The sequence below is a fragment of the Microbispora triticiradicis genome, assembly GCF_005864065.1.
GTDB classification, from domain to species: Bacteria; Actinomycetota; Actinomycetes; order Streptosporangiales; family Streptosporangiaceae; genus Microbispora; species Microbispora triticiradicis.
In genome coordinates, this window is record NZ_VANP01000003.1 from 319,902 (window position 1) to 345,857 (window position 25,956).

The following is a 25,956-nucleotide window of genomic DNA, read 5'->3' on the forward strand; positions in this document are numbered from 1 at the left end:
CGGCTCGATCTAAGGGCGCGGCTCGATCCGGATTCGCGCGGGCAGCGGCGCCCGGTGGGGCACGCAGGCGTCCAGCGTGAACCGGTCGCCGTCGGCGTGCGAGGTCAGCCGGCCGTCCAGGGCCGCGAGGCGGGTGGTCAGGTTGCCGATGCCCGACGACCCCCGCCGCGTCTCCCCCGGCCGCGCGCCGTCGTTGCGCACCCGCAGCCGCAGCCCGCTCTCGTCGGCGCGCATCGTGATCGCGCAGTGGCGGGCCTCGCTGTGCCTGAGCACATTCGTCACGGCCTCCCTGAGCACGGTGCCCAGCACGGTCTCGACCTCGGCGGGCAGGTCCGGCTCGACCGGCTCCACGGTCACCCGGATCCCGGCGGCCGACAGCACCGTGCGCGCCGACTCCACCTCGGCGGCCAGGGACAGCTCCCGCTGCTCGCCCGACACCGAACGCAGGTCCGCCCGCGCGCCCTCCGCCATGGCGACGATCTCCTCGATCCGCTCCCGCGGGCTCTCCAGGCGGCGGGCCAGCTCACAGGTCAGCAGGATCGCGGCCAGGGAGTGCCCGAGCAGGTCGTGCAGGTCGCGGGCGGCGCGCAGACGCTCCTCGACGATCGCGGAGCGGGCCAGGCTCTCCCTCGCGGCCTGGAGCTCCTTCACGATCTGGGCCAGGCGGAGCAGGGCGTAGACCACCAGCCCGGTGACGAGCGCGCTGATCGTGCTGTTGGCGAGGACGGGGGCGGGCAGGCCGAACAGCATCCCGGCCCCGGCGACACTCGCCACGATCGCCGCCGCCGTCGGCCACGCGGCCCGCCGGGGGAACGCGAGCAGGACCGGCCCGGCGAGGAAGCCCGCCGCTCCGAGCCAGACGGGTCCGAAGACCGGAACAGGCGCGTACGTGAGGACCGCCATCACCCCGAGCGCCACCATGTGACGCCCGTTCACGGAGCGGAGCTGCATGACGACGATCACGGCGAGGCACGCCGCGGCCAGGACCACGAGGGCGCCGGAGAGCTGGAGCAGCGCCTTGACGCTGAAGCCCACGAGGACGGCCGCGAGCACCGTGACCGACACGGCGTACGACGCGTCGCCGGCGAACCTCGGCAGGAACCGGCGCCGCCCTCCCTCCGCCGACGATTCCGGAGCACGGGCGTCGCCGGCGCCCGTCTCGCCTGGCGGCGCCTCGATGGAAGGACTGCGGGGAAGCGTCGCCTCCACCACGAAGCGTCCCGTGGGGGACAGACCGGTGGCGAGGGTGCCGCCCGCCTCCTCCAGCCGGAGCCCGTCGAAGTCGGGGCCCTCGGCGGTGCGGTGGCCGTCGTCGACGACGCGCAGCCGCACCTTGTCTCCCTGCTCGCTCGTCTCGATGACGCACAGCCGGGCGGTGCCCCGCCTCAGCACGTCGGTGACGGCCTCGCGCAGCACACTCGCCAGCAGCGCTCCACCGGGGCCGAGGGGCTCGGTGTGGCCGCCACGCACCTCGACGGCGACTCCCGCGGCGTCGAGCATCGCCCTCGCCGTGACCAGCTCGGGAGCGAGGGACGTGGCGCGGTAGTTCGCGGAGGCGGCGCGGGCGTCGGCCAGTGCCGCACGCGCGGTGGCGGTCACCGAAGCCAGCACCTCGGCCGCGCCGTCGGGTTCCGCGAGCGCGCGGCGGCCGCCGTCGACGATCACCTCCAGGCTCCGCCCGAGGCCGTCGTTGAGCTCGGCCGCCAGGCGCAGCCGCTCGGCGCCCACGGCCGCGGCGGCCAGCGAGAGCCGGGCGGCGTGCATCTCGCCCGCGCGCTCCACGAGCCGGGTGAGACCGAAGACGACCAGCGCGACCAGCACCACGGTGATCGTCGCGTCGGCCGTCGCCCCGCCGCGGGTGGCGTCGATCAGCGCCGCGCTCGCCACCACCAGCGGCGCGAGCACGCGCGCGGTATCACGATGGGCACTGGTCAGCAGCAGCGCACCGGCCAGGAAGCCCAGGATCCCGGTGGAGACGCCGCCGATGACGCTCGCCGTGTAGACGAGGGCGGCCTGCGCGGCGAGCAGCCACCACTTCCTGAGCTTCAGCAGGTAGAGGACCTGCACGCCGAACACCGCCAGCGCGATCGGCGCACCCGCGACCACGTAGACGCTCGCGAGCGCGGCCAGCACAACGACGACGATCATCCGCGCCAGACGCACTCGGACCCCTTCGGCAAACGACGACCACCCCGGCGTCGCACGGGCATGACGCGCGGCGCGCGACAGGCCGCGGTGCGTGCTCCGCCCCCGCTCCCCGCCTCCTGATCAGGAGAGGACGACGGCGGCCACGACCAGCGCGAGCGCGGCGGCCAGGACGGCCAGGGCGGAGGGCGACCAGGTGACCCGGGCCTCGCCGGTGGACGTCTGCCGGCGCGACCTGCTCATCTCCTCAAGCTGCTGGGCCACCCAGTCGGCGTGGGTGCGTCCGCCCACGGCCGCCGTGGCCCGCTCGACACGGTCCTTCGACGAGGCCGCCTTGACGGCCTGCCCGGCGGCCCTGGCCCGCTCCCGCGCCGTGGCCTGCGGTGTCCAGCAGCGTACGGCCGTCCCGCCCGACTCGATCACGATGGCGCTGGTGACCGAGAGGTCGTCGACGGCGTTCCAGGGGATGTAGGCGTTCCTGAGCACGTTGCGGACGCGGACCCCGCCCTCCTCGGCGAGGATGGCGGGCCGCAGCGCCATGACGAAGACCAGGGCCGTGATGACGCCGAGCACCGCCCCCGCGATCAGCGCGCTGGGCATCCGGCCGTGGGCGATCAGGTCCCAGGTGTTCCAGGCGGCGAACACCAGCCAGGCCCACCCGAAGATCCAGGCCAGCTTGGACCGGTAGACCTGCGGCTTCACGCGCCCTGCCGCATCCGTGCGAAGGCGGGCTTGATCACGCCGTTGATCAGCGCGAGCCGCTCGTCGAACGGGATGAACGCCGACTTCATCGCGTTGACGGTGAACCACTGCAGGTCGTCCCAGCCGTAGCCGAAGGCGTCCACCAGCTCCGCGAACTCCCGCGACACGCTGGTGCCGCTCATCAGCCGGTTGTCGGTGTTGACCGTCACGCGGAAGTACAGGCGGCGCAGCAGGCCGATCGGGTGTTCGGCGATCGACGGGGCGGCCCCGGTCTGCAGGTTGGAGGTCGGGCACATCTCCAGCGGGATGCGCTTGTCACGGACGTAGGCCGCGAGCCTGCCGAGCTTGGCCTCGCCGTCCGCCGGCACCGTGATGTCGTCGATGATCCGCACCCCGTGGCCCAGCCGGTCGGCGCCGCACCACTGGATGGCCTGCCAGATCGACGGCAGTCCGAAGGCCTCCCCCGCGTGGATCGTGAAGTGGGCGTTCTCCCGCTGGAGGTACTCGAAGGCGTCGAGGTGCCGCGTGGGCGGATATCCGGCCTCCGCGCCCGCGATGTCGAACCCGACCACGCCGAGGTCCCGGTAGCGTACGGCGAGCTCGGCGATCTCCATCGAGCGCGCCTGGTGGCGCATCGCGGTGAGCAGCGTGCCGACCCTGATGCGCGTGCCGCCGTCGGGTGCGGCCGAGCCGAGCCGGAACCCCTCCAGCACGGCCTCCACGACCTCGTCCAGCGACAGGCCCTGTGAGGTGTGCTGTTCCGGCGCGAAACGGACCTCGGCGTAGATCACGCCGTCGTCCGCCAGGTCCTCGGCACACTCGGCGGCCACCCTGACCAGCCCGTCACGGGTCTGCATGACCCCGACCGTGTGGGTGAACGTCTCCAGGTAACGCTCCAGCGACCCCGAGTCCGCCGCCTCCCTGAACCAGGCCCCCAGCTTGTCGGGGTCGTACGTGGGCAGTTCGTGTCCGCACTCCCGGGCGAGCTCCACGATCGTCCCGGCCCGCAGCCCGCCGTCGAGATGGTCGTGCAGGAGCACCTTGGGCACCCTGCGGATCTCCTCCAGAGTGGGCAACTCGTTCATTCGCCCTCCTCACCGCGGTCGTACATCCGGCAATCCTATCCACGGACCCGGATCGGGCGGTCTGGCGAGATCCGCCGTCGCTCAGTCCTCGCGGTTGGCGGTGTCCGGGGAGAACGCGGGCAGGCAGACCGCCACGTACTCGGCGCCGGACGGACCGGCACTGTAGCGGATCTTCTCTCCCGGCTCGCTGGCGAACGCCTGGCCCGCCTCCACGACGGTCGTCCCGCCCTCGTGCTCCACGACGACCGAACCCTTGAGGACGAGCGTGTACTCGGCGAACGCGGGGGCCTGCGCGGGCTCGCTCCAGCCCGCGGGCGCCACCATGTGGGCGATGGAGACCTGTTCGTCGCCGCTGTTGACGCGGCCGACGTACTCGTCGATGACCTTGCCGCCCGGCACCGGCACCCGGGTGGGTCCCTCGATCTTCCTGACCATGCCGACCAGTGTCGCAGTGGGCGGCGCCCGCCACGAGCCCGGGGGCCCACGCTCCCCCGGGCTCGCACCACCGAGGTGGTCAGACGAGTTCCGGCACCGGTTGTTCCTCCCTGGCCTCGACCGGCCGCCGGAACCGGAGCCCCGAGACGGCGACCGCCAGGCCGGCGAGGGCGAACCCGGCCGAGACCAGGATCGCGGCGCGGAACCGGACGATCGGGTCACCGCCGTCCGCCCCCGCGGTGAGGACGGCCGTGACGATCGCCAGCACCACCGCGCCGCCGACCTGCCCGGAGGTGTTCAGCAGCCCGGAGGCGAGCCCCTGCTCCTCGTCGTCGACCCCGGCGGTCGCCTGGATGTTGAGCGAGGGGAAGGACAGCGCGAACGCGACGCCCAGCAGGAGCATGCCGGGCAGCACCATCGTGAACAGGCCGGGGTGCAGGTCCACCCGCAGGAACACCGCGTAGCCCGCGAGCAGCGCGACCGACCCCACCACGATGAGGCGCGCGGTGCCGAAGCGGTCGGCGAGCTTGCCCATCGTGGTCGAGCCGACCGCGACCAGCAGTCCGGCCGGAAGGAACGCCAGCGCGGTCGCCAGAGCGCTCCAGCCCAGGAGGTTCTGGAAGTACTGCATCGCCACGAACTGGAAGCCGACGTACGAGCCGAACAGGATGACCAGCCCGACGTTGGCCCGGACGAGCGGTGCGGAGCGCAGGATGCCGAGCCGGACCAGCGGGTGCCGCACCCTCCGCTCCAGCCGGACGAACAGGCCGACCAGGGCGGCGGACGCCGCCAGCGACACCACGGTGCGCACCACGCTCACCTTGGGCGCCTCGACCACGGCGAAGACCATGAGCAGCATCGCGGCCGTGATGGTCACGGCGCCGAGGAGGTCGTGGCCGCCCTCCCCGCGCTCATCGCTCCGCTCCAGCAGGCGCGCCCCGGCCACCAGCGCGATGATCGCCACCGGTACGGGCATGAGGAACGTCCAGCGCCATCCGATCTCGGTGAGCACGCCGGACAGCACCAGCCCGAGCGAGAAGCCGCTGGCGCCGGAGGCGGTGAAGATGCTCAGCGCCCGGTTGCGGGCGGGCCCTTCGGCGAAGGTCGTGGTGATGATGGACAACGCGGCCGGCGCGGTGAACGCGGCGCTGACGCCCTTCGCGAAACGGGCCGCGATCAACAGCGTCCCGTCGCTCATGAGCCCGCCGAGCAGCGAGGCGACGGCGAAGAGGACCAGGGCCGACAGGAACACCCGGCGACGGCCGAGCAGGTCGGCGGTCCGGCCCCCGAGCAGCAGCAGACCGCCGTACCCCAGCACGTAACCGCTCACCACCCACTGCAGCGAGGAGGTGGTCATCCCGAGATCGGCCTGGATGGACGGAAGCGCCACCCCGACCATCGACACGTCGAGGGCGTCGAGGAACACGACGGCGCAGAGCACCGTGAGGGCACCCCACAGGCGGGCCCCCCAGCGCTCGTCCTTGGTGGAGGAAATCATGGGCCAGAACTTACATGCACGCGCATTCAATGCACAAGCATTTAATGTTGTTGCATGTAGTTTGCACCGGTGGTATGGTCGCGCGCAGAAAGGCGGTCTCGCATGAACGACACCGACACCGATTTCGTGGTCATGGCCTGGCGCGCGCTGCTCGCCCGTCACGCCGAGGTGTCATGCGTCCTGGAGCGCGAGCTCAGCGACAAGCACGGGCTCGGAGTGAGCGAGTTCGAGGTGCTGGAGCGCCTCGCGGAGGGCCGGTCGTCCTGCCAGGAGCCCGGCGAGGTCAAGTTCCGCGTGCAGGGCCTCGCCGACCAGGTCCACCTGAGCCAGAGCGCGCTCTCCCGCCTCATCGCACGGCTGGAACGCGAGGGACTGGTCGCCCGCGCCCTGTGCGAGGCGGACCGGCGCGGAGTGTTCGTGCATATCACCGAGGAGGGCCGCCGCCGGCACGCCGAGGCGACCCCCACCCACAGAGCCGTTCTGTCCGCGCACCTGTTCCCGCACCTCGTCGACGCCGGCTGCGCGAAACCGGCCGAGGACGCCGCTCCGGAGGACGCGACCTCCCGCCACGCCTGACCGCCACGGGCGGGTCGGTCAGGCGGTGCCCGCGAGGGCCAACGGGACGCCGTCCGGGTCGACGAGCAGTCCGTCCGCCGCGACCCGGGCGCCGGACGCGACCAGCCTCCCGGCCTCCCTCCCGGGGTCGTCCACGGCGAGGGCGACGTGCCGGAAGCCGCGCCGGCCGGGGTCGGCCGTCCACGGGCTCGGCGTCGTCGCCGCGGTGAACGTGAACACCTCCAGTACGGCAGGCCCCGCCAGCAGGTAGGTGATCAGGAAGCCCCGGGGATCCTGGTCCTGGGTGATCTGCCCGATCACCTCGTACCCGAGCGTGTCGCGGTAGAAGGCCAGCGCGGCGTCGAGCCCTCCCGACGTGACCGCCACGTGGTCGAAGACCGGCGGCGCCGTACGCGGCCTGCTCAGGGTGGCCAGCCGTTCGCGTTCGGCGAGTTCGGGCGAGGCGACGCGGTGATACCGCAGGTAGTTGTCGGTGATCTCCAGGTGCGTGCCGTCCGGGTCCTGGAAGAACGCGATGCGCACGCCGCCGACCGCGTCGAGCGGCGGGAGCGTGAAGGGCACCCCGGCGTCGCGGACGCGCTCGGCCCGCAGGTCGACGTCCCCGACCTTGAAGCCGATGTGCCGGATGCCGCGCTGGAGGTCGTCGTTCACCCAGCCGCCGAGGTCGCCGTCGCCCGTCTCGACGAGCTTGAGCAGCACGGGGCCCGCCGTCAGCCAGGCCACCCCCGCCCCTCCGCCGGGGCCCTCCACCTCGGCGAGGTCCAGCAGGCTCCGGTAGAAGTCGAGCGAACGGGCCAGATCGGCGACGCCGATCTCGACATGCCGGATGTCCCTGGACACGTGCCTCCCTCCGTCGCGGCCCGCCCCGGCACCGCCGGTCACGAAGCCCTGATCTCTACGCACATGAGACTTTCCCATATCTCTCCGGACGCAGGCCGGGCGCCAGGGCCAGCGTGACCGCGACGGAGACCGCGGCCATCGCGGCCATGGCGGCCGAGGCCGAGGTGAGCTGGGCGACGGAACCGGCGATCGCGGCGCCGACCCCCTGCATGGTCATCGTGCCGGACGACTGCAGCCCCAGCGCCTGCCCGCTCATCTCCTCGGGCGTGACGGCCATGAGGCGTTCCTGGAGAAGCAGGCCGGCCGAGTATCCGGCCGAGGCGAGCACCACGGCCGCGACCGCGAGCGGCAGGGCAGGGCGCAGGAGGAAGACCAGGTACGGCACGGCCAGCAGCAGCCGCAGCGGAGCGCTCAGCCGCTCGCGCCACCACTTCGGGACGAACCGCCCCAGCAGGGTGTCTCCCGCGAGCATCCCCGCGGCGGCGGAGGCGAACAGCGTCCCTGCGTGCCGCGGATCATAGGCGACGTACAGCGACTCGCAGCCGACGATCAGTCCGTTGGGCACCCACAGGGCCAGGTAGAGACGACGGCGCGCCGGCGACGACCACAGCCTTCGATTGGTCCGCCACGTCTCAGCCGGCGAGGGCCGTCCCTGTGCCCGGGGCGGACGGGCGGCGAGACCCCATCGGGCGACGAGGGCGGCGACGAGGTCCAGCCCCGCCCCCACGAGCAGGGTGCCGCGCGGGGAGAGGGCGGTCACGAGCACGCCCCCGGCGGCGAAACCCACGATCTGCTGGACGCCGGCCGACATGCTGAGCACCGAACGGCCCAGCAGGTATCCGTCCCTCGGCAGGATCTCGTTGAGCAGCCCGAACCTGACCCCGCTGCCGAGGGACGCGGCGAGCCCCATGCCGAGGACGACGGCGAACAGCGCCCACAGCGGCAGGCCGGGTACGGCGAGCACGACCGTGCCGCCGCAGAACACCAGCGCCAGGCCCGTCATCGCGGCGCGCGGGGGCAGCCGGTCGGCCGCCGACATCAGCGCCACCGCCCCGAGCACCTGGGAGAAGGACGCGCCGAACATGCTCAGCGCCGACAGCAGCGGCGACCGCGTCGTCCCGTACACGAGCGTGCCGAGCGCCAGGCCGCTCATGGTCGAGGCCGCCACCTGCGCGGAGGAGAAGACGAACAGGGGCGTGAACTCGGGCGTGCGGAAGAGGTCCCGATAAGTACGCATGGCAGGACCTTCCATCACCGCTTCGCGTCGCCGTTACTGTTTCGCGGGGAGGCGAAACGTGGGCTGGTGGCTGGTGAACGCCGACACTCTCGCGGAGAGCCGGTTCGTCGTGTCCCCGCTCGCCGAGGCCACCGCCTGCCTGCTCAGCTTGGAGAAGGCGTCGGCCCGGAACCCGGCGGAGCGCGCCTGGCTGGACACGCACCTGCCCGCGTACCGCGCACACCTGGCCGGTGATCCGGTCACCGCGCTGCTGCTGAAGGCCGCGCGGGGACGCGGCTGGATCGCCGACTTCCTCACGCCCGCACCGTCGGGCGAGGGCGACGCGGTCTTCGAGGAGGAGGTGGCCCGCGTCCGCGCGGCCCCGCCCGAGACCGCGCACGCCGACATCGAGGTGGCGCTGCGCGGGCCGCTGCCTGCTCCGCTGCGGCGTACGGACCTGCCCGAGCGCGCGGCGGACCTGCTGGAGTGGGTGTGGACCCGGATCGTGCTGCCCGACTGGCCACGGCGACGGCGGATCCTGGAGGCCGACGTCGTCGCCCGCGCGGACCGGCTGAGCCGGGACGGCTGGGCCGCCGCGCTCGACGACATGCGGCCGGGGATGCGGTGGCTCGGCGCCGACCGGCTGCAGATCAACACCTTCGACTACCCGCCGAGGCGGATCGGCGGGGCCAGGCTGATGTTCGTCCCGGTCACGCCGCGCGAGGCGTGGGCCACCTGGGCCGACCGCCGCTACGCCCTGGTCTACCCCTGCTCCGGCGCGTTGGCGGAGCCCGGCGGCCCGGCGGCGCCCGAGGCGCTGGGCAGGCTGCTCGGACCGGCGAGGGCGCGGGTGCTCGTGCTGCTCGCCGCGCCGAAGAGCACCACCCACCTCGTGGCGCTCACCGGCCGGCCGCTCGGGTCCGTCGGCCGCCATCTCAGGGTGCTGCTCGACGCCGGTCTCGTACGGCGCCGCCGCGCCGGGCGGTCCGTCCTGTACTACCGCACGCCCCTCGGCGACGCACTCGCGGAGACCGATACCGAATATCGTTCGTTATAATGAACGTATGGTTCTGTTCAGGATGACATCGTGAGCGGGGCGGCGGCGGCGATCGGTGCGCAGATCCGGCTGCGCCGGCAGCAGCGCGGGATGAGCGCGGCCGAGCTCGCCCGCCGGGCCGGTCTCGGCAAGGCGACGCTGTCCAGCCTGGAGGCGGGCACCGGCAATCCGACGATCGAGACGCTGGAAGCCGTCGCCCTGGCCCTGCACATTCCCCTGACCGACCTGCTGACCAGGGACACCGACGCCGGTCCCGTCCACCTGCCCTCGACGCTCGCGGCCTCCGACGGTCCGACACGCGAACTGCTGCGCCGCATCGGCAGCGGGCACAGCCTGGAGCTGTGGCGGCTGCGCATGCCCCCGCGCACCGACCTAGACGGCATCCCGCACGCCCCCGGCACCGTCGAACACCTGCTGGTCGCCGCGGGCGAGGTCACGGCCGGGCCGGCCGACGACCCCCGCCTCCTCACGCCGGGCGACCTGCTGGCCTTCGCCGGTGACCGCCCGCACCGTTACAGCACCGGCGACGGCCCGGCGGACGTCACGGTCGTCATCGCCTCGCCCGTGACCGGCTGAGCCGATCGAATCCCCACCACGGCCGGCCAGACCGGCCAGGAAGGACCAGCCCATGTCGTGGTTGCCGATACTCCCCCTGCTCGGCGTCTGGATCCTGGTTGTGATGAGCCCGGGCCCCGACTTCCTCATCGTGCTCAGACACTCGGCCGGCGGGTCACGGCGCAGCGGCGTACGCGTGGCCGCAGGCGTCGTCACCGGCATCGGGGTGTGGGCGGTCGCCGGTCTGTTCGGCGTCACCATGCTCGTCCAGCGGTTCGAGTGGCTCTACACCGCCGCCCGCGTCGCCGGCGCGCTGTTCCTCGTCGGGTTCGGCGTCGCGACCATCCGGGCCGCCCGCAAGCGGTCGCCCCAGGCCGACGACGAGCCGCCGGCCATCGCCGCGCGCCGTCCGGGCAGACTGCGTGAGTGGCGCGCCGGGCTGCTGACCAACCTCGCCAACCCGAAGGCTCTGGTCTTCTTCGGCGCCCTGTTCGCCAGCCTGCTCCCGCACCACGCGAACCTCGTCATGCGGGCGGTCACGCTCGGCGCGATGCTGGCCGTCGCGTTCGCCTGGTTCTCCGCCGTGGCCTTCCTGGCCGGCAGCCCGTGGATCACCAGGGGCTACGGGCGGCTGAGGAAGAGGCTCGACCTGCTCACCGGCGGGCTGTTCGTCGGCATGGGCGCGCTGCTCATCCCCCGCTGAACCGGGCCGGAACGCGCGGGAGGTCAGGCGGTGACGCGGTCGATGACCAGGGGCAGCAGGTCCGCGCCGCCGTCCACGCCGATCTCGTACGCGCCGTCGAGCGCCTGGAGGGCCCGGTCGAACCGGCCGGCCTCGTCGGCGTACAGGGTCATCAGCGGGGCGCCGGCCCGGACCTCGTCGCCGGGCTTGGCGTGCAGGACGACGCCCGCGCCCGCCGACACCGGGTCCTCCTTGCGGGCCCGTCCGGCGCCGAGCCGCCAGGCCGCCACGCCGACCTTGAGCGCGTCGAGCGTGACCAGCGTGCCCGAGGCGGGAGCGGTCACCACGGCCGACTCGGCGGCCTTCGGCAGCGGCGCGTCCGGGTCGCCGCCCTGGGCGGTGATCATTCGCCGCCAGGCGTCCATCGCCGAGCCGTCCTTGAGCGCCTCCTCGGGATCCCGGGCGCCCGGGACCGCGGCGGCCTCCAGCATCTCCCTGGCCAGCCGTACGGTGAGTTCGACCACGTCGGCGGGGCCGCCGCCGGCGAGCACCTCGACGGACTCCTCGACCTCGAGCGCGTTGCCCACCTTCAGGCCCAGCGGCCGGTCCATCGCGGTCAGCAGGGCGACCGTGCGCACCCCGGCGTCGGTGCCGAGCTCGACCATCGTCCGCGCCAGCTCCCGGGCGTCGTCCACGTTCTTCATGAACGCGCCCGAGCCGGCCTTCACGTCGAGCACGAGCGAGCCCGTGCCCTCGGCGATCTTCTTGGACATGATCGAGGAGGCGATCAGCGGGATCGACTCGACCGTGCCGGTGACGTCGCGCAGCGCGTAGAGCTTCTTGTCGGCCGGTGCGAGGCCCGCGCCCGCAGCGCACACGACCGCCCCGGCCGAGCGGATCACTGCCAGCATCTCGTCGTTCGACAGCGACGCCCGCCAGCCGGGGATCGACTCCAGCTTGTCCAGCGTGCCGCCGGTGTGCCCGAGACCCCGCCCGGAGAGCTGCGGCACGTACGCGCCGCAGGCGGCGACCAGCGGGGCCAGCGGCAGGGTGATCTTGTCGCCGACCCCGCCGGTGGAGTGCTTGTCGGCCGTGGGCCGGTCGAGGGCGGACCAGTCCATCCGCTCCCCCGACCTGATCATGGCCTGGGTCCAGTCCGCGATCTCCCTGCGGTTCATGCCGTTCAGCAGGATCGCCATCAGCAGCGCCGACATCTGCTCGTCGGCCACCTCGCCGCGCGTGTACGCGTCGATCACCCAGTCGATCTGGGCGGCCGACAGCTCGCCGCGGTCCCGCTTGGCGACGATGACCTCGATCGCGTCGAACCCCACGTTTCCCCCTTTATCGCGAAAGGTCGTCTGGCCCGAAGGCGAACGGCAGGAAGTCCGCCATCCGCATCGGCCCGTCGGGCGTCTCCACCAGCAGATCGGCGCCGCCGTGCTCGAACAGCAGCTGGCGGCAGCGCCCGCACGGCATCAGCAGCTCGCCGTGGCCGTCCACGCAGGTGAAGGCCACCAGCCGGCCGCCGCCACTCGCGTGCAGCGCCGAGACGAGCCCGCACTCGGCGCACAGCCCGATGCCGTACGACGCGTTCTCCACGTTGCAGCCGGTGACGGTGCGGCCGTCGTCGGCCAGCGCCGCCGCGCCCACCGGGAACTTCGAGTACGGCGCGTACGCGTGGGTCATGGCCTCGCGGGCCGCCTCGCGCAGCGCCTCCCAGTCGATGGTCATTTCGCCTGCCCCCTTCGGTACGGAACGCCGTCGGCCGCCGGCATCCGCAGCCGCTGTGACGCCAGCGACAAAACCAGCAGCGTGGTCAGGTGGGGGGTGAACGAGGTGAACTGCTCCGGAACGGTGTCCGTCAGGGCGAAGACCGCGAACACCGCGATCGCCACGATTCCGGTGACGAGCGCCGCGACCCCCCGCCGCTGCCGTACGAGCTGGTAGACCGCCACGGCGGCGAGCAGCAGCGCGACGACCAGCAGCAGCGCGTGCACTGAGATGCCGCCCTGGCGGAGCTGGAGCGCGTCGGTGTAGCCGAACAGCGCGGCGCCCCCGGCGAGCCCGCCCGGCCGCCAGTTGCCGAAGATCATGGCGGCGAGGCCGATGTAGCCGCGCCCGCCCGTCTGGCCGTCCCGGTAGATGCCGGCGGCCACCAGCGACAGGAACGCGCCGCCGAGACCGGCGAGCAGGCCGGAGACGAGCACCGCGGCCCACTTGTAGAGGTAGACGTTCACGCCCAGCGACTCGGCCGCGACCGGCCGCTCGCCGCACGCCCGCAGGCGCAGCCCGAAGGGCGTGCGCCACAGGATGTAGAGCGACAGCGGGACCAGCAGGATCGCCAGGATCGTGAACCAGGACACGCCCTGGGTGATGCCCCGCAGCACGCCCGCGAAGTCGGACAGCACGAACCAGTGGTTCGCCTCGACGGTACGCAGCGGGTCGTCGAGGAAGCCCAGGCTCACCGTGCCCATCTTCGGCAGCGGCGGGGAGTTCTTGGTGCCGCCGCCCGGCATGCCGTTGAAGACGAGCTGGGACAGGTACTGCGTGACGCCGACGCCGACGATGTTGATCGCCACACCGGAGATGATGTGGTCGACGCCGAAGGTCACGGTCGCGACCGCGTGGATCGCCGCGCCCAGCGCCCCGCCGATCGCGCCGGCGAGCACGCCCGCCCACGGACTGTGGAACTGGAGCGCGCCCCAGGCGCCGAACCACGTGCCGAGCACCATCATGCCTTCGAGGCCGATGTTGACCACGCCGGCCCGCTCCGACCACAGGCCGCCGAGCCCCGCGAGGCCGATCGGCACGGCGAGGCCGAGCGCGGCGCTGACCGTGCCCGCCGACGTGATGTCGTTCGCCCCGGTCACCAGGCGCGCGACCGACAGCAGCACCACCAGCCCGGCCAGCCCGAGCAGGAGCACCGGCGCCGACAGCCGGAACCGCCGCGCCGGAGGCGTCTCGACCGGGCGCTCGACCGGAAGGTCCGTCGCCGTCATGCCGTCTCCTCAGTTCCGTCCGCCGCGCCGCGTTCACCGATTCGCCCGCTCATACCGCCGCCTCCGCCTTGGGCGGCTCCGCCGGGGCGGCGAGCTGGCGGCTCACCCGGCGCTGCTCCGCCACGAGCCGGTACCGGTGGACCAGCTCGTACGCGATGATCACGGAGAGCACGACGACGCCCTGCATGATCTGGACGATCTCCTTGGAGATGTCGAGCAGCTGGAGCTGGTTCGACGAGTTGTCCAGGAAGCTCCACAGCAGCGCGCCGACCGCCATGCCGACCGGGCTGTTGCGGCCGAGCAGGGCGATCGCGATGCCGGTGAAGCCGAGACCGGCCGGGAAGTTGTTGCTGTACTTGTAGGAGGCGCCGAGCAGCTCCGGCATGCCGATCAGGCCCGCGATCGCCCCCGACATGACCATCGTGACGACGATCATCTTCTTCACGCCGACCCCGCTGGCCACCGCGGCCGACTCGGACTTGCCGGTCGCCCGCAGCTCGAAGCCGAACCGGGTGCGGTTGAGCACGACCCAGTACGCGGCGCCGAGCAGGATCGCGACCACGATGAACCCGTTGACCAGCACCGGCGTGCCCGCGACGAGCGGGATGCCGGGCACGTGCGCGTCGTCGGGGATCGGCCGGGTGCCGAGGTCGTTGCCGGTCAGCACGCCGAAGTGCTCGCTGACCAGCCAGGACCCGAGGCCCGTGGCGATCGCGTTCAGCATGATGGTCGAGATGACCTCGCTCACGCCCCGGTAGACCCGGAGCAGGCCGGCGATGGCGGCCCACAGCGCCCCGACGACCACCGCGGCGACGACCACGAGGACGATGTTCAGCACGCCCGGGACGACGGCGGCGCCGCCGAGCCCGGCCGCGATCACGGCCGCCAGGCGGTACTGGCCGTCCACGCCGATGTTGAAGAGGTTCATCCGGAAGCCGACGGCCACCGCGAGCGCGGAGATGTAGTACATGACCCCGGTGTTGAGGATCATGACCATCGACCGCGGCTGGGTGCCGTAGTCCGCGAGCGTGGTGAACGCCTCCACCGGCTCCTTGCCGGCGACGAGCAGGACCACCGAGGTGATCAGCACCGCGAAGACGATCGCGACGACCGGCGCGGCCACGGCGAGCCAGCCGCCCAGCCGGACCCGGCCGAGCACCCGGTCGAGGAAGCCGTTCATACGCCCTCCCCGGCGCCGGTCATCGCCGAGCCCAGTTGCTCGGGCGTCACGTTCGCGGGATCGACGTCGGCGACGATCCTGCCGCGCAGGATCACCTTGAGCGTGTCGGACAGCCCGATCAGCTCGTCCAGGTCCGCGGAGATCAGCAGCACGGCCAGCCCGGCGGCACGCGCGGTGCGCAGGTGGTCCCAGATCGCCGCCTGCGCGCCGATGTCGACGCCGCGGGTGGGATGGCTGGCGATGAGCAGCACGGGGTCACCGCTCATCTCGCGGCCGACGATCAGCTTCTGCTGGTTGCCGCCGGACAGCGCGGCGGCGTCCACGTCGATCCCGGGGGTGCGGACGTCGTAGTCCTCGACGATCCGCCGGGTGTCGGCCCGCGCGCCCGCGCGGTCGATCCAGGGCCCCCTGACGTTCGGCCTGCGCGTCTGGTGACCGAGGATGCGGTTCTCCCACAGTGGGGACTCCAGCAGCAGGCCGTGCCGGTGGCGGTCCTCAGGGATGTAGCCGATCCCGCCCGCGCGCCGTCTGAGCGTCGGCCACTGGGAGATGTCGGCGCCGCCGAGGGTGAGCGCGGCCACCTCGCAGGGGCGCATGCCCATGATCGCCTCGACCAGTTCCGCCTGGCCGTTGCCCTCGACGCCCGCGATGCCGAGCACCTCGCCCTTGCGGATGTCGAAGCTCACGTTCTCGACCACCGGCCGCCCGTCGCCGGTGCGCACGGTCAGGTCGCGTACGGACAGGGCGACGACGTCGGTGACGGTCGACTCGCGGGTCTCGGGGCTGGGCAGCGCGCTGCCGACCATGAGCTCGGCGAGCTTGCGGGAGGTCACGTCCTTCGGGTCCACGGTCGCGACCGTGGTGCCGCGCCGGATGACGGTGATGGCGTCGGCGACCCGCAGCACCTCGTCCAGCTTGTGGGAGATGAACAGGATCGTCAGTCCCTCGCGGACCAGGCCGCGCAGGTTGTCGAACAGCTCGTCCACCTCGTGCGGCACGAGCACGGCGGTCGGCTCGTCCAGGATCAGGATGCGGGCGCCCCGGTAGAGCACCTTCAGGATCTCCACCCGCTGGCGGTCGCCGACCCCCAGCTCCTCCACCGGCACGTCGGGGCGCACGCCCAGGCCGTACGCGTCGGAGATGTCCTTGATCTTCCTGCGCGCGGCGGCGAAGTCGAGGGCGACCCCGCCTCGGCGGGGCTCGCTGCCGAGCACCACGTTCTCCAGGACGGTCAGGTTGTCGGCCAGCATGAAGTGCTGGTGGACCATCCCGATGCCGGCGGAGATGGCGTCGGCGGGAGTGTGGAACCCCACGGGTGACCCGTCGACGCGGATCTCGCCCTCGTCGGGCCGCTGCATCCCGTAGAGGATCTTCATGAGCGTGGACTTGCCCGCGCCGTTCTCGCCGACGATGGCGTGGATGTGCCCTCGGGCGACGCGGAGGTGGATGTCGCTGTTGGCGACGACTCCCGGGAACCTCTTGGTGATCCCGGCGAGCTCTACTGCGGGTGCCGTAGCGGTGGCGACGGTAATGACGGCCTCCTCCTCGCGGAGTGCCCGATGACGGTCAAGTGGTAGTCAGAGTAGAACAAAAGGGCCCGGGGCGGGTGCCACCGGGCCCCTTGATTGCGCAGGTCAGGAGCTCGGGACCGAGATCTCGCCGCTGATGATCTTCTGCTTGTACTCGTCGATCTTCGGCTTGATGTCGTCGATCTTGCCGCCGGTTGTGGAGTAGTCGACGCCGCCGGCCTTGAGGTCGTAGATGGCCGGACCGGGCTTGACCGTGCCGGAGGTGAAGTTCTTCAGGAAGTCGAAGACGGCCACGTCGACCTTCTTGATCATTGACGTCATGATCACGTCCTTGAAGTCGGCGTACGCCGGGAGGGCCGCCTGGTCGGAGTCGACCCCGATCGCCATCGCCTTGGCGGCCTTGGCCGCCTCGAACACGCCCCCGCCGGAGCCGCCGGCCGCCTGGTAGACCACGTCCGCGCCGGCGTCGTACATGCCCGTCGCGGCGGTCTTGCCCTTGGCCGGGTCGCCGAAGCCGCCGAAGTCCGGGGGCTGGGTGAGGTACTTGGTCTGAATCTTGATGTCCGGCTTGACGGCCTTCGCACCGGCCTCGAAGCCCGCCTCGAACTTGTGGATCAGCGGCACGTCGACGCCGCCCACGAAGCCGATGTTGCCCTTCTCGGACTTCAGCGCCGCCGCGGCGCCGACGAGGAAGGACCCCTGCTCCTCGGCGAACATCAGGTTGGTGATGTTGTCGGCCTTGGCGGCGTCGTCGTCGACGATGGCGAACTTGACGTCGGGGAACTCCTTGGCGACCTTCACCAAGGGGCCCGAGTAGACGAAGCCCACCGCGATGACCGGGTTGTACCCGCCGTTGGCGAGCAGGCGCAGCCGCTCCTCCTTCTGGGCGTCGGTCTCCCCCGCCGTCGCCTCCAGTTCCTTCTTCTCGATCTTCAGCTCCGACTCGGCCTGGTCGAGGCCCCTGGCGGCGGCGTCGTTGAACGAACCGTCGCCGCGGCCGCCGATGTCGTACGCCATGCCCACCTTCGCGCCGGCGGCGGCGGGCGCGGAGGACGCGCCGGCCGTGGCTCCGGTGGTGGTGTCGTCGCCGCCCCCACACGCGGCGGCGGCCATGAGCAAGGCGCCACCCATGGTGGCGGCGGCCAGTCTGCTAACTCGATTGCGGAGCAAGGTGTTGACTCCCCTTCCGTTCCCCGCCGTCCCTCGTCGCACGCACGCAGGAACGCACGGCAACCCTGCACGGAAGATAGTTGTTTGACCTGCATAGACCAAACCCGCATACCACTCCGCAACATGTCCGTTATTGAGCCCAGTCCGGGCTGTGACCCGGGGACAGCCTGGGAAAACTCGGTCATACGGACCGGACGATCACGTGGGTGGGCGGTCTGCGCGGCGAGGGCGGCGCGGAGGCGTCAAGCGAGAACCCGGGCGGTGCGGCAGGTCGGGACCCGGCACGCACCGCCCCGACGTGTCAGCGGTTGCCGCCCCACAGGGCGGTGAGCGCGGTGGCGGCGAGCACCTTGACGCCGACGCCGATGGCGCGCTCGTCCACGTCGAACTGCGGCCGGTGGAGGTCGACCTCGTCCACGACACCCGGCGGCCGGGTGCCGAGCCGGGCGAGCGCGCCGGGCACCGATTCGAGGTACCAGGAGAAGTCCTCGCCGCCGAGGCTCTGCGGGGTGGGCACGGCCCTGCCCTCGCCGATGACCTGGATGACCGCGTCGTGCAGCATCTGGATGCTGGTGGCCTCGTTCACCGTGGGCGGCGTGCCGCGCCGGTAGTCGATCTCGGCGTCCACGCCGTACGCGCAGGCGACCGAGTCGAGCAGCGCCTTGACGAGGTCGGGGGCCTGGTGCCAGGCCTCCTCGTCCAGCGACCTGACCGTGCCCTGGGCCATCCCGACGTCCGGTATCGCGTTGGCCACGGACCCGGCCGAGATCTGGCCCCACACGAGGCTGAGGCTGGACCGGGGGTCCACGCGCCGCGACAGCGCGGCCGGCAGCTCGGTGACGATCTTGCTGAGCGCGTAGACGAGGTCCACGGTCAGGTGGGGCCGGGCGGTGTGCCCGCCGGGGCCGGCCACCCGGATGCGCAGGCTGTCGCACGACCCGGTGATCGGGCCGGTACGCAGGCCGACGTGGCCGGCGTCGAGGCGCGGGTCGCAGTGCAGCGCGAAGATGCGGTCGACGTCGTTCAGGCCGCCGTCGCGCATGACCTCCAGGGCGCCGCTCGCCACCTCCTCGGCGGGCTGGAAGATCAGCCGTACCCGGCCGGGAAGCGCGCCGGCGTCGGCCTGCGACGCCAGGAACAGCCCCGCGCCGAGGACCATGGTCGTGTGCACGTCGTGGCCGCAGGCGTGGCAGGCGTTCGGGTTCGTGGAGCGATAGGGGACGTCCTTCTCGTCCTCCATCGGCAGCGCGTCGATGTCGGCGCGCAGGGCGATCGTCGGCCCTTCGCCCCGGCCGAGGTCCACCCACAGGCCGGTCCCGCGGGACAGCGGGTGCGGCGTGAGACCGGCGTCGGTCATGCGCTCGGCGATCTTCTCCGTCGTGCGATGCTCGCTGAAGGCGATCTCCGGATGCGCGTGCAGATCGCGCCGGAACTCGATCAGCTCATCGTTGTGCTCGCGAAGGAAGTCCGCCAGTTGCCCGGCCAGGTCGGCACTTCCCGGCACGGCCGCGTCCGGCGTAGCGAGCTTCGATGAGGTGGCCACGGGTCTTCCCTTCTCCGGTGAGCCGTCCCGGCCACGGGTCATCGGATCGTCCATATGATCACTAAAAGTCATGAAAAAGCCCAGAAGGGTCGAGCGGGCGTGACTCGCCTCCACCGACCCTTCATTCACAATCCTTCCATGCCGCGACCCCTTGATACGGCGGATTGCCCAGTATTTACACCGGTCACCGCCTGTTGTCAGAACTGCGGCGAAGTTTCCCGGTACATGTCAGGCGTACCCCTTCAGGAGCCCGAATGTCCGGCGTCGCGGTTGGGGTTCGACGTCACGAACCTGTCCTCGGCGAGCTCGATGATCGTGGCATCGACCACGTCCTGGAGGCTCCCTCCGTCGGCGAGGATCGCCCGCTGGCGCTCGGAGGAGCTTCCCTGCTCCAGCACGTCGGTCACGACCGCCAGTTCCTCGGCACAGCCGAGCCGCTCGGCGACCGGTTCGAGTTCGCGCTGAAGTTCATACAATACGTCGCGCATCGGCGCCGTGGAGCCATGGTCGTCGGTGATCACGTCCGCGTCGAGACCATACCGCGTCGCGCGCCACTTGTTGTCACGCACCACCCACGCCGCCGGATGCGGCAGCGTGTAGCCCCGGTCGATCTGCTGGTCGAACTGCTGCACGAGGCACTGGGACAGCGCGGCGACCATGCCGACCTCGCGCGGCGTGGGGATGCCGTCGAACATCCGGATCTCGATCGTGCCGAAGTCGGGGTGCGGCCGGATGTCCCACCACACCTCCTTGATGCTGCGGATCGTGCCCGCCTTGATCAGCGTGTCCATGTACTCCTCGAACTCGGCCCAGTCGGCCAGCAGGTGCGGCGGCCCGGCGGTGGGCAGCGAGCCGAAGACGATGGCCCGGCTCGACGCCAGCCCGGTGTCCTGCCCGCCCCAGTAGGGACTGGAGGAGGTGAGCGCGAGGAAGTGCGGGAGGTACGCCGCGAGGGCGTTGACGATCGGGATGACCTTGTCCCGGTCCCGGACGCCCACGTGGACGTGCACGCCGAACGTCTGGATGCGCCAGGCGAGCCACTGCATCTCCTCGACCAGCTCGACGTACCGCTGGTTGGGGGCGTAGACGGCGTCCCGCCAGTCGCTGATCGCGTGGGTCCCGGTGCAGGCGAGCGCGATGCCGCGCGGCTCGACCGCCTCGGCCAGCCGGCCGATGCTCTTGCGCAGATCCTGTACGGCCTCCGCGACCGTGTGGCAGACGTCGGTGATGATCTCGACCTGCGACTGCATCAGCTCGTGCATCGCCTTGGGCCGCTGGCCCTCACTGAGGTCGGGGACCGCGGCGAGCACGTCCCTCGCGTCCTGGCGCAGATGCCGCGTGTGCGTGTCGACGAGCTGAAGCTCCCACTCCACCCCGAGCGTCGCACCCCGCGAGGGATTGAACTCGATCGTCACCGCTTGCCTCCATCACTTGGTCGTGCCTGGACAACGTCGTCAGAGGTCAGCCCTACCCCTCATCCATCCCCGCACGCCCACGGCCGCGAGCGTCAGCGCCAGGAGGATGTTCACCGCGATCAGCACCCCGTGGACGACGTAGAAGGACGTCTTGTGCCCGTCCGCGAGGTTGAAGCCCAGGTTGATCCACTCGAAGATCATGAACGCGGCGAGCGCCACGAGAAAGGCGGAGACACGTCTCGTCATGCTCACAGTATCGACGGCTCTCCGCGTGGCCCCGAGGTCTATGGGGCATATGTCGCTTCATGCGAAAACAGTCGAGGCTAGGCTGAGCCACCTATGGGGACGAACCTACGGGCCCTCACCGCGGCCGGGGCGACGGCGGGGCTGCTGACGACGGCGCTGCTCGGCGCCTCTCCCGCCGCCGGAGCGCGTGCCGTGCCGAGTCCGCCGGCCCCGCGGGCGAGCGGGACCGCGGCCGCCGGGACGACCGGAACGGCGGGGGCCGCCACCGTCGGCGGGGAACGGCTGGCCGGTCACGGCGTCATCGCGCCGGACGGTTTCAAGGCGCCGCCCAAGACCGAGTCCTCCGCCTACCTCGTCGCCGACGCGGACACCGGCGCGGTGCTCGCGGCGAAGGACCCGCACGGGCGCTATCTGCCGGCGAGCACCCTGAAGACGCTCACGGCCGTGACACTGATCCCCAGGCTGGACAAGAATCGCAAGATCAAGCCGAGCGAGAAGGCCTGCAACGTCGAGGGCAGCGCCGTCGGGATCGTCCCCGAACCGATCTACAAGATCGACGACCTCATGCGGGCCCTCCTCATGGTCTCCGCCAACGACGCCGCGGTCGCGCTCGCCGAGGCCAACGGCGGCCTGCCCAGGACGCTCGCCGACATGAACAGACAGGCGCGCAAACTCCAGGCGTACGACACGGTGGCCAAGACGCCGAACGGCCTGGACGCCCCCGGCCAGCGCAGCTCGGCGTACGACCTCGCCCTCATCGCCAGGGCCGGGCTGGCGATGCCGGCCTTCCGCGAGTACATCAGCACGAAGGTCGCCAAGTTCCCGGCGCCGAAGGACTACGGCAAGAAAAAGAAGAAGAAGCACCACGACGACTCCGACCCCAGTGAGTCTCCGGCGCCCGCCTACTACGAGATGGCCAACCACAACCGGCTGCTCGGGCGTTACAAGGGCATGCTCGGCGTCAAGAACGGCTGGACGTCGAAGGCGCTCGGCAGCTTCGTGGGCGCGGCCCGCCGCGACGGCCACACGATCATCGTCGTGATCATGCATCATCCCGGCGGCTTCTGGGAGGAGGTCTCCAAGCTGCTCGACTGGGGCTTCGCCGCGCGGAGCCGGGTCTCCCCCATCGGCGAGCTGGTGAGACCGGTGCCCGACCCCGCGCCCTCGTCGTCCGCCCTGGCCGTACGGCCAGGGCGGACGCCCGGCGCGGCGGACGGCTCGGGCGGTGACGCGCGCCGGGTGGCGGGCAAGGAGCCCGCCGCGGGCGGCTCGGGGATGGCCGTCCCCCTGCTCGCCGGTGGCGGGGCGCTGGCGGCGCTCGCCCTCGGCGGCGCTTACGCCCTGCGCCGCCGCCGGAGGACCCCCGGCGACACCGCCGGCTAGACGCCCCCTGCCGGACGGCGCCCGTCGAACAGCGCCCGTCAGACAGCGGGAGGGGCGGGGATGGCGTGCTCGGCGGCGCGGCTGACCTCCTCCCACTGGGCCCAGGTCTCCATCCGCCGGCGTGAGACGTCGAAGGCCAGGTCGTAGGCCGTGCCGCCCAGCAGCAGCCGCAGCGGCGGCTCGTCGCTGCCGACGAGCTTCAGCACGGCCTCGGCGGCCAGCCGGGGATCGCTGTCCACCGATCCCTCGGCCCACTGCTTCTCCAGCTCCGCCCGCAAGGGTGCGTAGTCAGGGATCGGCGTGGTCGCGGTCATGCCGCTGTAGAGGTTGGTCCAGTAGCCGCCGGGCTCGACGATGGTGACCCTGACCCCGAACCGCGCGGCCTCCATCGCCAGAGCCTCGCTCATCCCCTCCAGAGCGAACTTGCTCGCGCTGTACAGCCCCGTGGTGGGGAAGCCGCCGAGCGCTCCGATGCTGGAGATCTGCACGATGTGCCCGGACCCCTGGGCCCGCAGGCGGGGCATTACGGCCTGACCGACCCACAACGCGCCGAAGAAGTTGGTCTCCATCTGGGCCCGGGCCTCGGCCTCGGTGAACTCCTCGATCATCCCCATGGACATGATCCCGGCGTTGTTCACCACGACGTCGAGCCGGCCGAAGCGTTCGGCCGCCCGGGCGACTGCGGCGAAGACCGCCGCGCGGTCGGTGACGTCCAGGGGGTGCACGAGCAGCCTGTCCTCATGCCCGGCGGCCAGGTCCTCCAGCGGCGCCACGGTCCGGGTCGCGGCCACCACGCGGTCTCCGTTGTCGAGCGCGGCCCGGGTGAACGCCCGGCCGAGGCCCCGTCCCGCACCGGTGATGAACCAGACCCGGCCCGAATCGGCGGTCGTCGTACGCATGCGGCTCCAATCGGATTGTCGATACTGGACGAGACGTCTCGTCTCGTTCAAGCCATAGTGACGTCGCATTTGAAGCATGTCAAGACGGACCGTCTCGTCTCATTTTTGGTAGGTTCGGCGGCATGACGGCACAGCACGGCACGACTCCCGGCACGAGACGCCGCAGCGAGGCCTCGCGGCGGGCCATCCTCACCGCGGCGTTCGAACTCGTCGGCGAGGTCGGCTACGCGAAGCTGAGCATCGAGGGGATCGCCGCCCGGGCCGGGGTCGGCAAGCAGACCATCTACCGCTGGTGGCCCTCCAAGGGAGCGGTCCTCTTCGACGCGTTCCTGATGCTCAGCGAGGGCGAGGGCGATTCGCCGGCGCTGCCCGACACCGGCGACCTGGAGGCCGACCTGAAGTCGGTCCTGCGCGCCACGGTCGCCGAGCTGAACGACCCGCGGTACGACGAGCCCATGCGCGCGCTCAACACGGAGATCCCGCACGACCCCGCGCTCGCCGCGGCCTACGCCGAACGGCTCGACCGGCCGATGAAGGAGCTGAAGAAGCGGCGGCTGCGCAGCGCGCAGCGGGCCGGGCAGCTGTCCGGCGATCTGGACCTGGACGTCGCGATCGAGATGCTGTGGGGACCGCTGCTCAACCGGTGGCTCCAGCGCAGCGGCCCGCTCACTCCCGAGTACGCCGACACGGTCGTGGAGACCGCGCTCAAGGGGTTGCGCCCGCGTTAGAGGCGCGCGGTCACGCGGGACCGGTGGTGGGGGTGGTCGCGGGCGAGGGAAGCGGAGTGGGCTCGGGAGGCGGGCCGAGGGTGGCCGTCGCCGTCCACGCGGCCGCGTAGAGGATCACCCGGGCCGACAGGTTGATCCACAGCAGCAGCCCCACGACCACCGCGAACGTGCCGTACACGGGGTTGTGCAGGGTGCTGGAGAGGATCAGCGCGGCGAGCTGCTTCAGCACCCCGAATCCGACCGCGCCCAGCAACGCGCCCTTGAGCACGACGAGGAACGGCTGCCCCGGTTTGGCCAGCCAGCCGAGGATGACCAGGAAGAGCAGCAGGTCGGCGACGAGGCTCGCGGCCACCCCGGCGAGCCAGACGCCGAGACCGGCGAGTGGTGAGGAGCCGAGGCCGAGCCAGCCGGCGACCGTGCTCGTGGCCCCGGTGGCGAAGCCGCTCGCGATCACCGAGGCGAGCAGGACGACACCCATGAGCACGAGCGCGACGAGGTCGCGCAGCTTGCCGACGAAGTAGTTGAGCGGCGGCTCGCAGGTCATCCAGACGGTGCGCAGGGCCCCGCGCAGCGCGTCCATCGCGCCCAGGCCGGCGTAGACCAGGCCGAGCAGGCCGATGAGCCCGGCCCGCGCCCGCGCCCCGGCGAGCTGGTCGATGTGCAACTGCCCGGCGAGCCCGGGAAGCTGGCTGTTGATCGCCTCCGTGAGCGTGGCGAGCGCGTCCGGGCGGATCGTCACGACGTACCCGAACAGCGCGAAGGCCAGTGCGATCAGCGGGAAGAACGACAGGAACGCGAAGTAGGTGATGGCGCCGGCCAGCCGGTCGCCCGTCTGCACCTGGTAGCGCTGCACGGTCCGGATGAGGTGGTCGAGCGCGCGGAAGCGGATCCGGTTGCGCTCGATCCACACTCGGCCCGTCGCCTTGACCGCGTCCACCCGCCGGGTGACCTGCTCGACGATCCCCAACCTCATCGCGGTTGTCTACCCCGCGGAGCGGGCTCGATGCCTGCTCGCGCGGGCGTGCCGGTCAGTCGAGGGGCGGGGACGGCAGCAGGCCGAGGCGCTCGCGCACCTGGGCCATCGTCTCGCGGGCCACCGCCCGGGCCCGGGCCGCGCCCGCGACCAGCAGCCGGTCGAGCTCGGCCTCGTCGGCCAGCAGCTTCTCCGTACGCTCGCGGATCGGGGCGAACGTCTCGATGACCGCCTCGGCGACCTCCTTCTTGAAGGTGCCGTAGCCCTGCCCGGCGAACCGGGCCTCCAGCTCGGGGATCGGCGTGCCGGTCAGCGCGGAGTGGATCCGCAGCAGGTTGGTGACGCCCGGCTTGTTCTCCTCGTCGGCGACGACCTCGCTGCCGGTGTCGGTCACCGCGCGCATGATCTTCTTGCGCAGCGCGTTCGGCTCCTCCAGGACGTCGATGATGCCCTGCGGGCTCGACGACGACTTGGACATCTTCGCGGTCGGGTCCTGGAGGTCGGTGATCTTCTCGACCTCCTTGAGGATGTAGGGGTTCGGCACCTTGAAGGTCGGGCCGTAGCGGCTGTTGAAGCGCTGCGCGAGGTCGCGGCTGAGCTCCAGGTGCTGCTTCTGGTCCACGCCCACCGGCACCTGGTCGGCCTGGTAGATCAGGATGTCGGCCGCTTGGAGGATCGGGTAGGTGAACAGGCCGACTCCGGCCGAGCTCTCGCCGTACCTGGCGGACTTGTCCTTGAACTGGGTCATCCGCCCGGCCTCGCCCATGCCGGTCTGGCAGATGAGATACCAGGCGAGCTCGCTGTGCTCCCGTACGTGGCTCTGCGCGAACACCGAGGCGCGCTCCGGGTCGAGGCCCGCCCCGAAGAGCTGGGCGGCGGCGACCCTGGTGCGGCGGCGCAGCTCCTCCGGCTTCGGGGAGACCGTCAGCGCGTGCAGGTCGGCGATGAAGAAGAAGGCCTCGTGGGTGTCCTGCAACGCGACGTACTGCCGGACGGCACCGAGGTAGTTCCCCAGGTGGAACGAGTCGGCGGTGGGCTGGATGCCGGACAGGACGCGAGCGAGAGCCATGGGGCAATTCTGTCAGGACTCCCGGGCTGCC

Annotated in this window: 25 protein-coding genes; 6 read left to right on the forward strand and 19 right to left on the reverse strand. The window is 71.8% G+C overall.

Annotated features, from left to right (window positions below; translation table 11 throughout):
* Positions 1 to 9 precede the first annotated feature (9 nt).
* The 5 genes from FED44_RS09550 to FED44_RS09570 all read right to left on the reverse strand — a co-directional run bounded on the left by FED44_RS09550 (position 10) and on the right by FED44_RS09570 (position 5,865).
* On the reverse strand, positions 10 to 2,148 hold the full coding sequence (locus FED44_RS09550) for a sensor histidine kinase (protein WP_208758899.1): 2,139 nt from the start codon (positions 2,146 to 2,148) through the stop codon (positions 10 to 12).
* 120 nt (positions 2,149 to 2,268) lie between these two features.
* Positions 2,269 to 2,847: a PH domain-containing protein gene (locus tag FED44_RS09555; RefSeq protein WP_111698328.1), complete on the reverse strand. Its 579-nt coding sequence runs from the start codon at positions 2,845 to 2,847 to the stop codon at positions 2,269 to 2,271.
* Positions 2,844 to 3,932: an adenosine deaminase gene (locus FED44_RS09560; RefSeq protein WP_138460438.1), complete on the reverse strand. Its 1,089-nt coding sequence runs from the start codon at positions 3,930 to 3,932 to the stop codon at positions 2,844 to 2,846. Before FED44_RS09560 ends, FED44_RS09555 begins: the two co-directional genes overlap by 4 nt.
* Positions 3,933 to 4,013: 81 nt before the next feature.
* Positions 4,014 to 4,367 carry a cupin domain-containing protein gene (locus FED44_RS09565; protein ID WP_111698332.1) on the reverse strand — a complete coding sequence of 118 codons (354 nt, stop codon included), beginning with the start codon at positions 4,365 to 4,367 and terminating at the stop codon, positions 4,014 to 4,016.
* Between the two features lie 79 nt (positions 4,368 to 4,446).
* Positions 4,447 to 5,865: an MFS transporter gene (locus FED44_RS09570; protein ID WP_111698334.1), complete on the reverse strand. Its 1,419-nt coding sequence runs from the start codon at positions 5,863 to 5,865 to the stop codon at positions 4,447 to 4,449.
* A gap of 102 nt (positions 5,866 to 5,967) precedes the next feature.
* Here FED44_RS09570 and FED44_RS09575 point away from each other — a divergent pair, with 102 nt between their 5' ends.
* Positions 5,968 to 6,441: a MarR family winged helix-turn-helix transcriptional regulator gene (locus tag FED44_RS09575; protein ID WP_111698336.1), complete on the forward strand. Its 474-nt coding sequence runs from the start codon at positions 5,968 to 5,970 to the stop codon at positions 6,439 to 6,441.
* A gap of 18 nt (positions 6,442 to 6,459) precedes the next feature.
* Here FED44_RS09575 and FED44_RS09580 read toward each other — a convergent pair whose 3' ends face one another.
* Together FED44_RS09580 and FED44_RS09585 are read right to left on the reverse strand one after the other, a co-directional pair.
* Positions 6,460 to 7,281 carry a VOC family protein gene (locus FED44_RS09580; RefSeq protein ID WP_165900499.1) on the reverse strand — a complete coding sequence of 274 codons (822 nt, stop codon included), beginning with the start codon at positions 7,279 to 7,281 and terminating at the stop codon, positions 6,460 to 6,462.
* A 55-nt stretch (positions 7,282 to 7,336) separates the two neighbouring features.
* A complete protein-coding gene (locus FED44_RS09585) occupies positions 7,337 to 8,518 on the reverse strand; it encodes an MFS transporter (protein WP_111698340.1) in 1,182 nt (393 codons plus the stop codon).
* A gap of 58 nt (positions 8,519 to 8,576) precedes the next feature.
* Between FED44_RS09585 and FED44_RS09590 the strand changes: the two genes are divergently transcribed.
* From FED44_RS09590 to FED44_RS09600, 3 genes are read left to right on the forward strand one after another with little or no spacing between them, the layout of a single operon-like run.
* A complete protein-coding gene (locus FED44_RS09590) occupies positions 8,577 to 9,554 on the forward strand; it encodes an ArsR/SmtB family transcription factor (RefSeq protein ID WP_138460439.1) in 978 nt (325 codons plus the stop codon).
* Positions 9,555 to 9,584: 30 nt separating this feature from the next.
* Positions 9,585 to 10,130 (forward strand): helix-turn-helix domain-containing protein, encoded by a 546-nt coding sequence (locus FED44_RS09595; RefSeq protein ID WP_222867873.1) that lies wholly within the window; start codon positions 9,585 to 9,587, stop codon positions 10,128 to 10,130.
* Between the two features lie 52 nt (positions 10,131 to 10,182).
* Positions 10,183 to 10,812 carry a LysE family translocator gene (locus FED44_RS09600; protein WP_138460440.1) on the forward strand — a complete coding sequence of 210 codons (630 nt, stop codon included), beginning with the start codon at positions 10,183 to 10,185 and terminating at the stop codon, positions 10,810 to 10,812.
* Positions 10,813 to 10,835: 23 nt separating this feature from the next.
* Here FED44_RS09600 and FED44_RS09605 read toward each other — a convergent pair whose 3' ends face one another.
* From FED44_RS09605 to FED44_RS09645, 9 genes are all read right to left on the reverse strand, one after another.
* Positions 10,836 to 12,122, reverse strand: coding sequence for a thymidine phosphorylase (locus FED44_RS09605; protein ID WP_138460441.1), 1,287 nt, complete (start codon positions 12,120 to 12,122; stop codon positions 10,836 to 10,838).
* Positions 12,123 to 12,132: 10 nt separating this feature from the next.
* Positions 12,133 to 12,522 (reverse strand): cytidine deaminase, encoded by a 390-nt coding sequence (locus tag FED44_RS09610; RefSeq protein WP_111698348.1) that lies wholly within the window; start codon positions 12,520 to 12,522, stop codon positions 12,133 to 12,135.
* Positions 12,519 to 13,790, reverse strand: a complete 1,272-nt coding sequence (locus tag FED44_RS09615; protein WP_111698350.1) for an ABC transporter permease — start codon at positions 13,788 to 13,790, stop codon at positions 12,519 to 12,521. Before FED44_RS09615 ends, FED44_RS09610 begins: the two co-directional genes overlap by 4 nt.
* A 49-nt stretch (positions 13,791 to 13,839) precedes the next feature.
* Positions 13,840 to 14,970, reverse strand: coding sequence for an ABC transporter permease (locus tag FED44_RS09620; RefSeq protein WP_111698352.1), 1,131 nt, complete (start codon positions 14,968 to 14,970; stop codon positions 13,840 to 13,842).
* Complete coding sequence (locus FED44_RS09625) at positions 14,967 to 16,502, reverse strand: ABC transporter ATP-binding protein (protein ID WP_111698354.1); 1,536 nt, start codon at positions 16,500 to 16,502, stop codon at positions 14,967 to 14,969. The genes FED44_RS09620 and FED44_RS09625 overlap by 4 nt, the downstream gene beginning before the upstream one ends.
* Before the next feature lie 102 nt (positions 16,503 to 16,604).
* Positions 16,605 to 17,630: a BMP family lipoprotein gene (locus tag FED44_RS09630; protein WP_167521436.1), complete on the reverse strand. Its 1,026-nt coding sequence runs from the start codon at positions 17,628 to 17,630 to the stop codon at positions 16,605 to 16,607.
* Positions 17,631 to 17,970: 340 nt separating this feature from the next.
* Positions 17,971 to 19,212, reverse strand: a complete 1,242-nt coding sequence (locus tag FED44_RS09635) for an amidohydrolase (protein ID WP_396697598.1) — start codon at positions 19,210 to 19,212, stop codon at positions 17,971 to 17,973.
* Positions 19,213 to 19,454: 242 nt separating this feature from the next.
* Positions 19,455 to 20,627, reverse strand: coding sequence for a glutamate--cysteine ligase (locus tag FED44_RS09640; RefSeq protein WP_111698358.1), 1,173 nt, complete (start codon positions 20,625 to 20,627; stop codon positions 19,455 to 19,457).
* 39 nt (positions 20,628 to 20,666) lie between these two features.
* The gene (locus FED44_RS09645; protein WP_220498736.1) at positions 20,667 to 20,873 is read right to left on the reverse strand and encodes an SCO4848 family membrane protein; all 207 of its coding nucleotides are present in this window, start codon (positions 20,871 to 20,873) and stop codon (positions 20,667 to 20,669) included.
* Between the two features lie 93 nt (positions 20,874 to 20,966).
* On the opposite strand from FED44_RS09645, the gene FED44_RS09650 reads away from it, so the two are divergent.
* Positions 20,967 to 22,256: a D-alanyl-D-alanine carboxypeptidase family protein gene (locus FED44_RS09650; protein WP_138460442.1), complete on the forward strand. Its 1,290-nt coding sequence runs from the start codon at positions 20,967 to 20,969 to the stop codon at positions 22,254 to 22,256.
* Between the two features lie 38 nt (positions 22,257 to 22,294).
* Here FED44_RS09650 and FED44_RS09655 read toward each other — a convergent pair whose 3' ends face one another.
* Entirely contained in the window at positions 22,295 to 23,155 is an 861-nt protein-coding gene (locus FED44_RS09655) for an SDR family NAD(P)-dependent oxidoreductase (protein ID WP_138460443.1), read from the reverse strand.
* A gap of 122 nt (positions 23,156 to 23,277) precedes the next feature.
* On the opposite strand from FED44_RS09655, the gene FED44_RS09660 reads away from it, so the two are divergent.
* Positions 23,278 to 23,883, forward strand: coding sequence for a TetR/AcrR family transcriptional regulator (locus FED44_RS09660; protein WP_138460444.1), 606 nt, complete (start codon positions 23,278 to 23,280; stop codon positions 23,881 to 23,883).
* Between the two features lie 10 nt (positions 23,884 to 23,893).
* Here FED44_RS09660 and FED44_RS09665 read toward each other — a convergent pair whose 3' ends face one another.
* Together FED44_RS09665 and trpS are read right to left on the reverse strand one after the other, a co-directional pair.
* The gene (locus tag FED44_RS09665; protein ID WP_111698367.1) at positions 23,894 to 24,856 is read right to left on the reverse strand and encodes a YihY/virulence factor BrkB family protein; all 963 of its coding nucleotides are present in this window, start codon (positions 24,854 to 24,856) and stop codon (positions 23,894 to 23,896) included.
* Between the two features lie 55 nt (positions 24,857 to 24,911).
* Positions 24,912 to 25,925: a tryptophan--tRNA ligase gene (gene trpS / locus FED44_RS09670; protein WP_111698369.1), complete on the reverse strand. Its 1,014-nt coding sequence runs from the start codon at positions 25,923 to 25,925 to the stop codon at positions 24,912 to 24,914.
* Positions 25,926 to 25,956 lie beyond the last annotated feature (31 nt).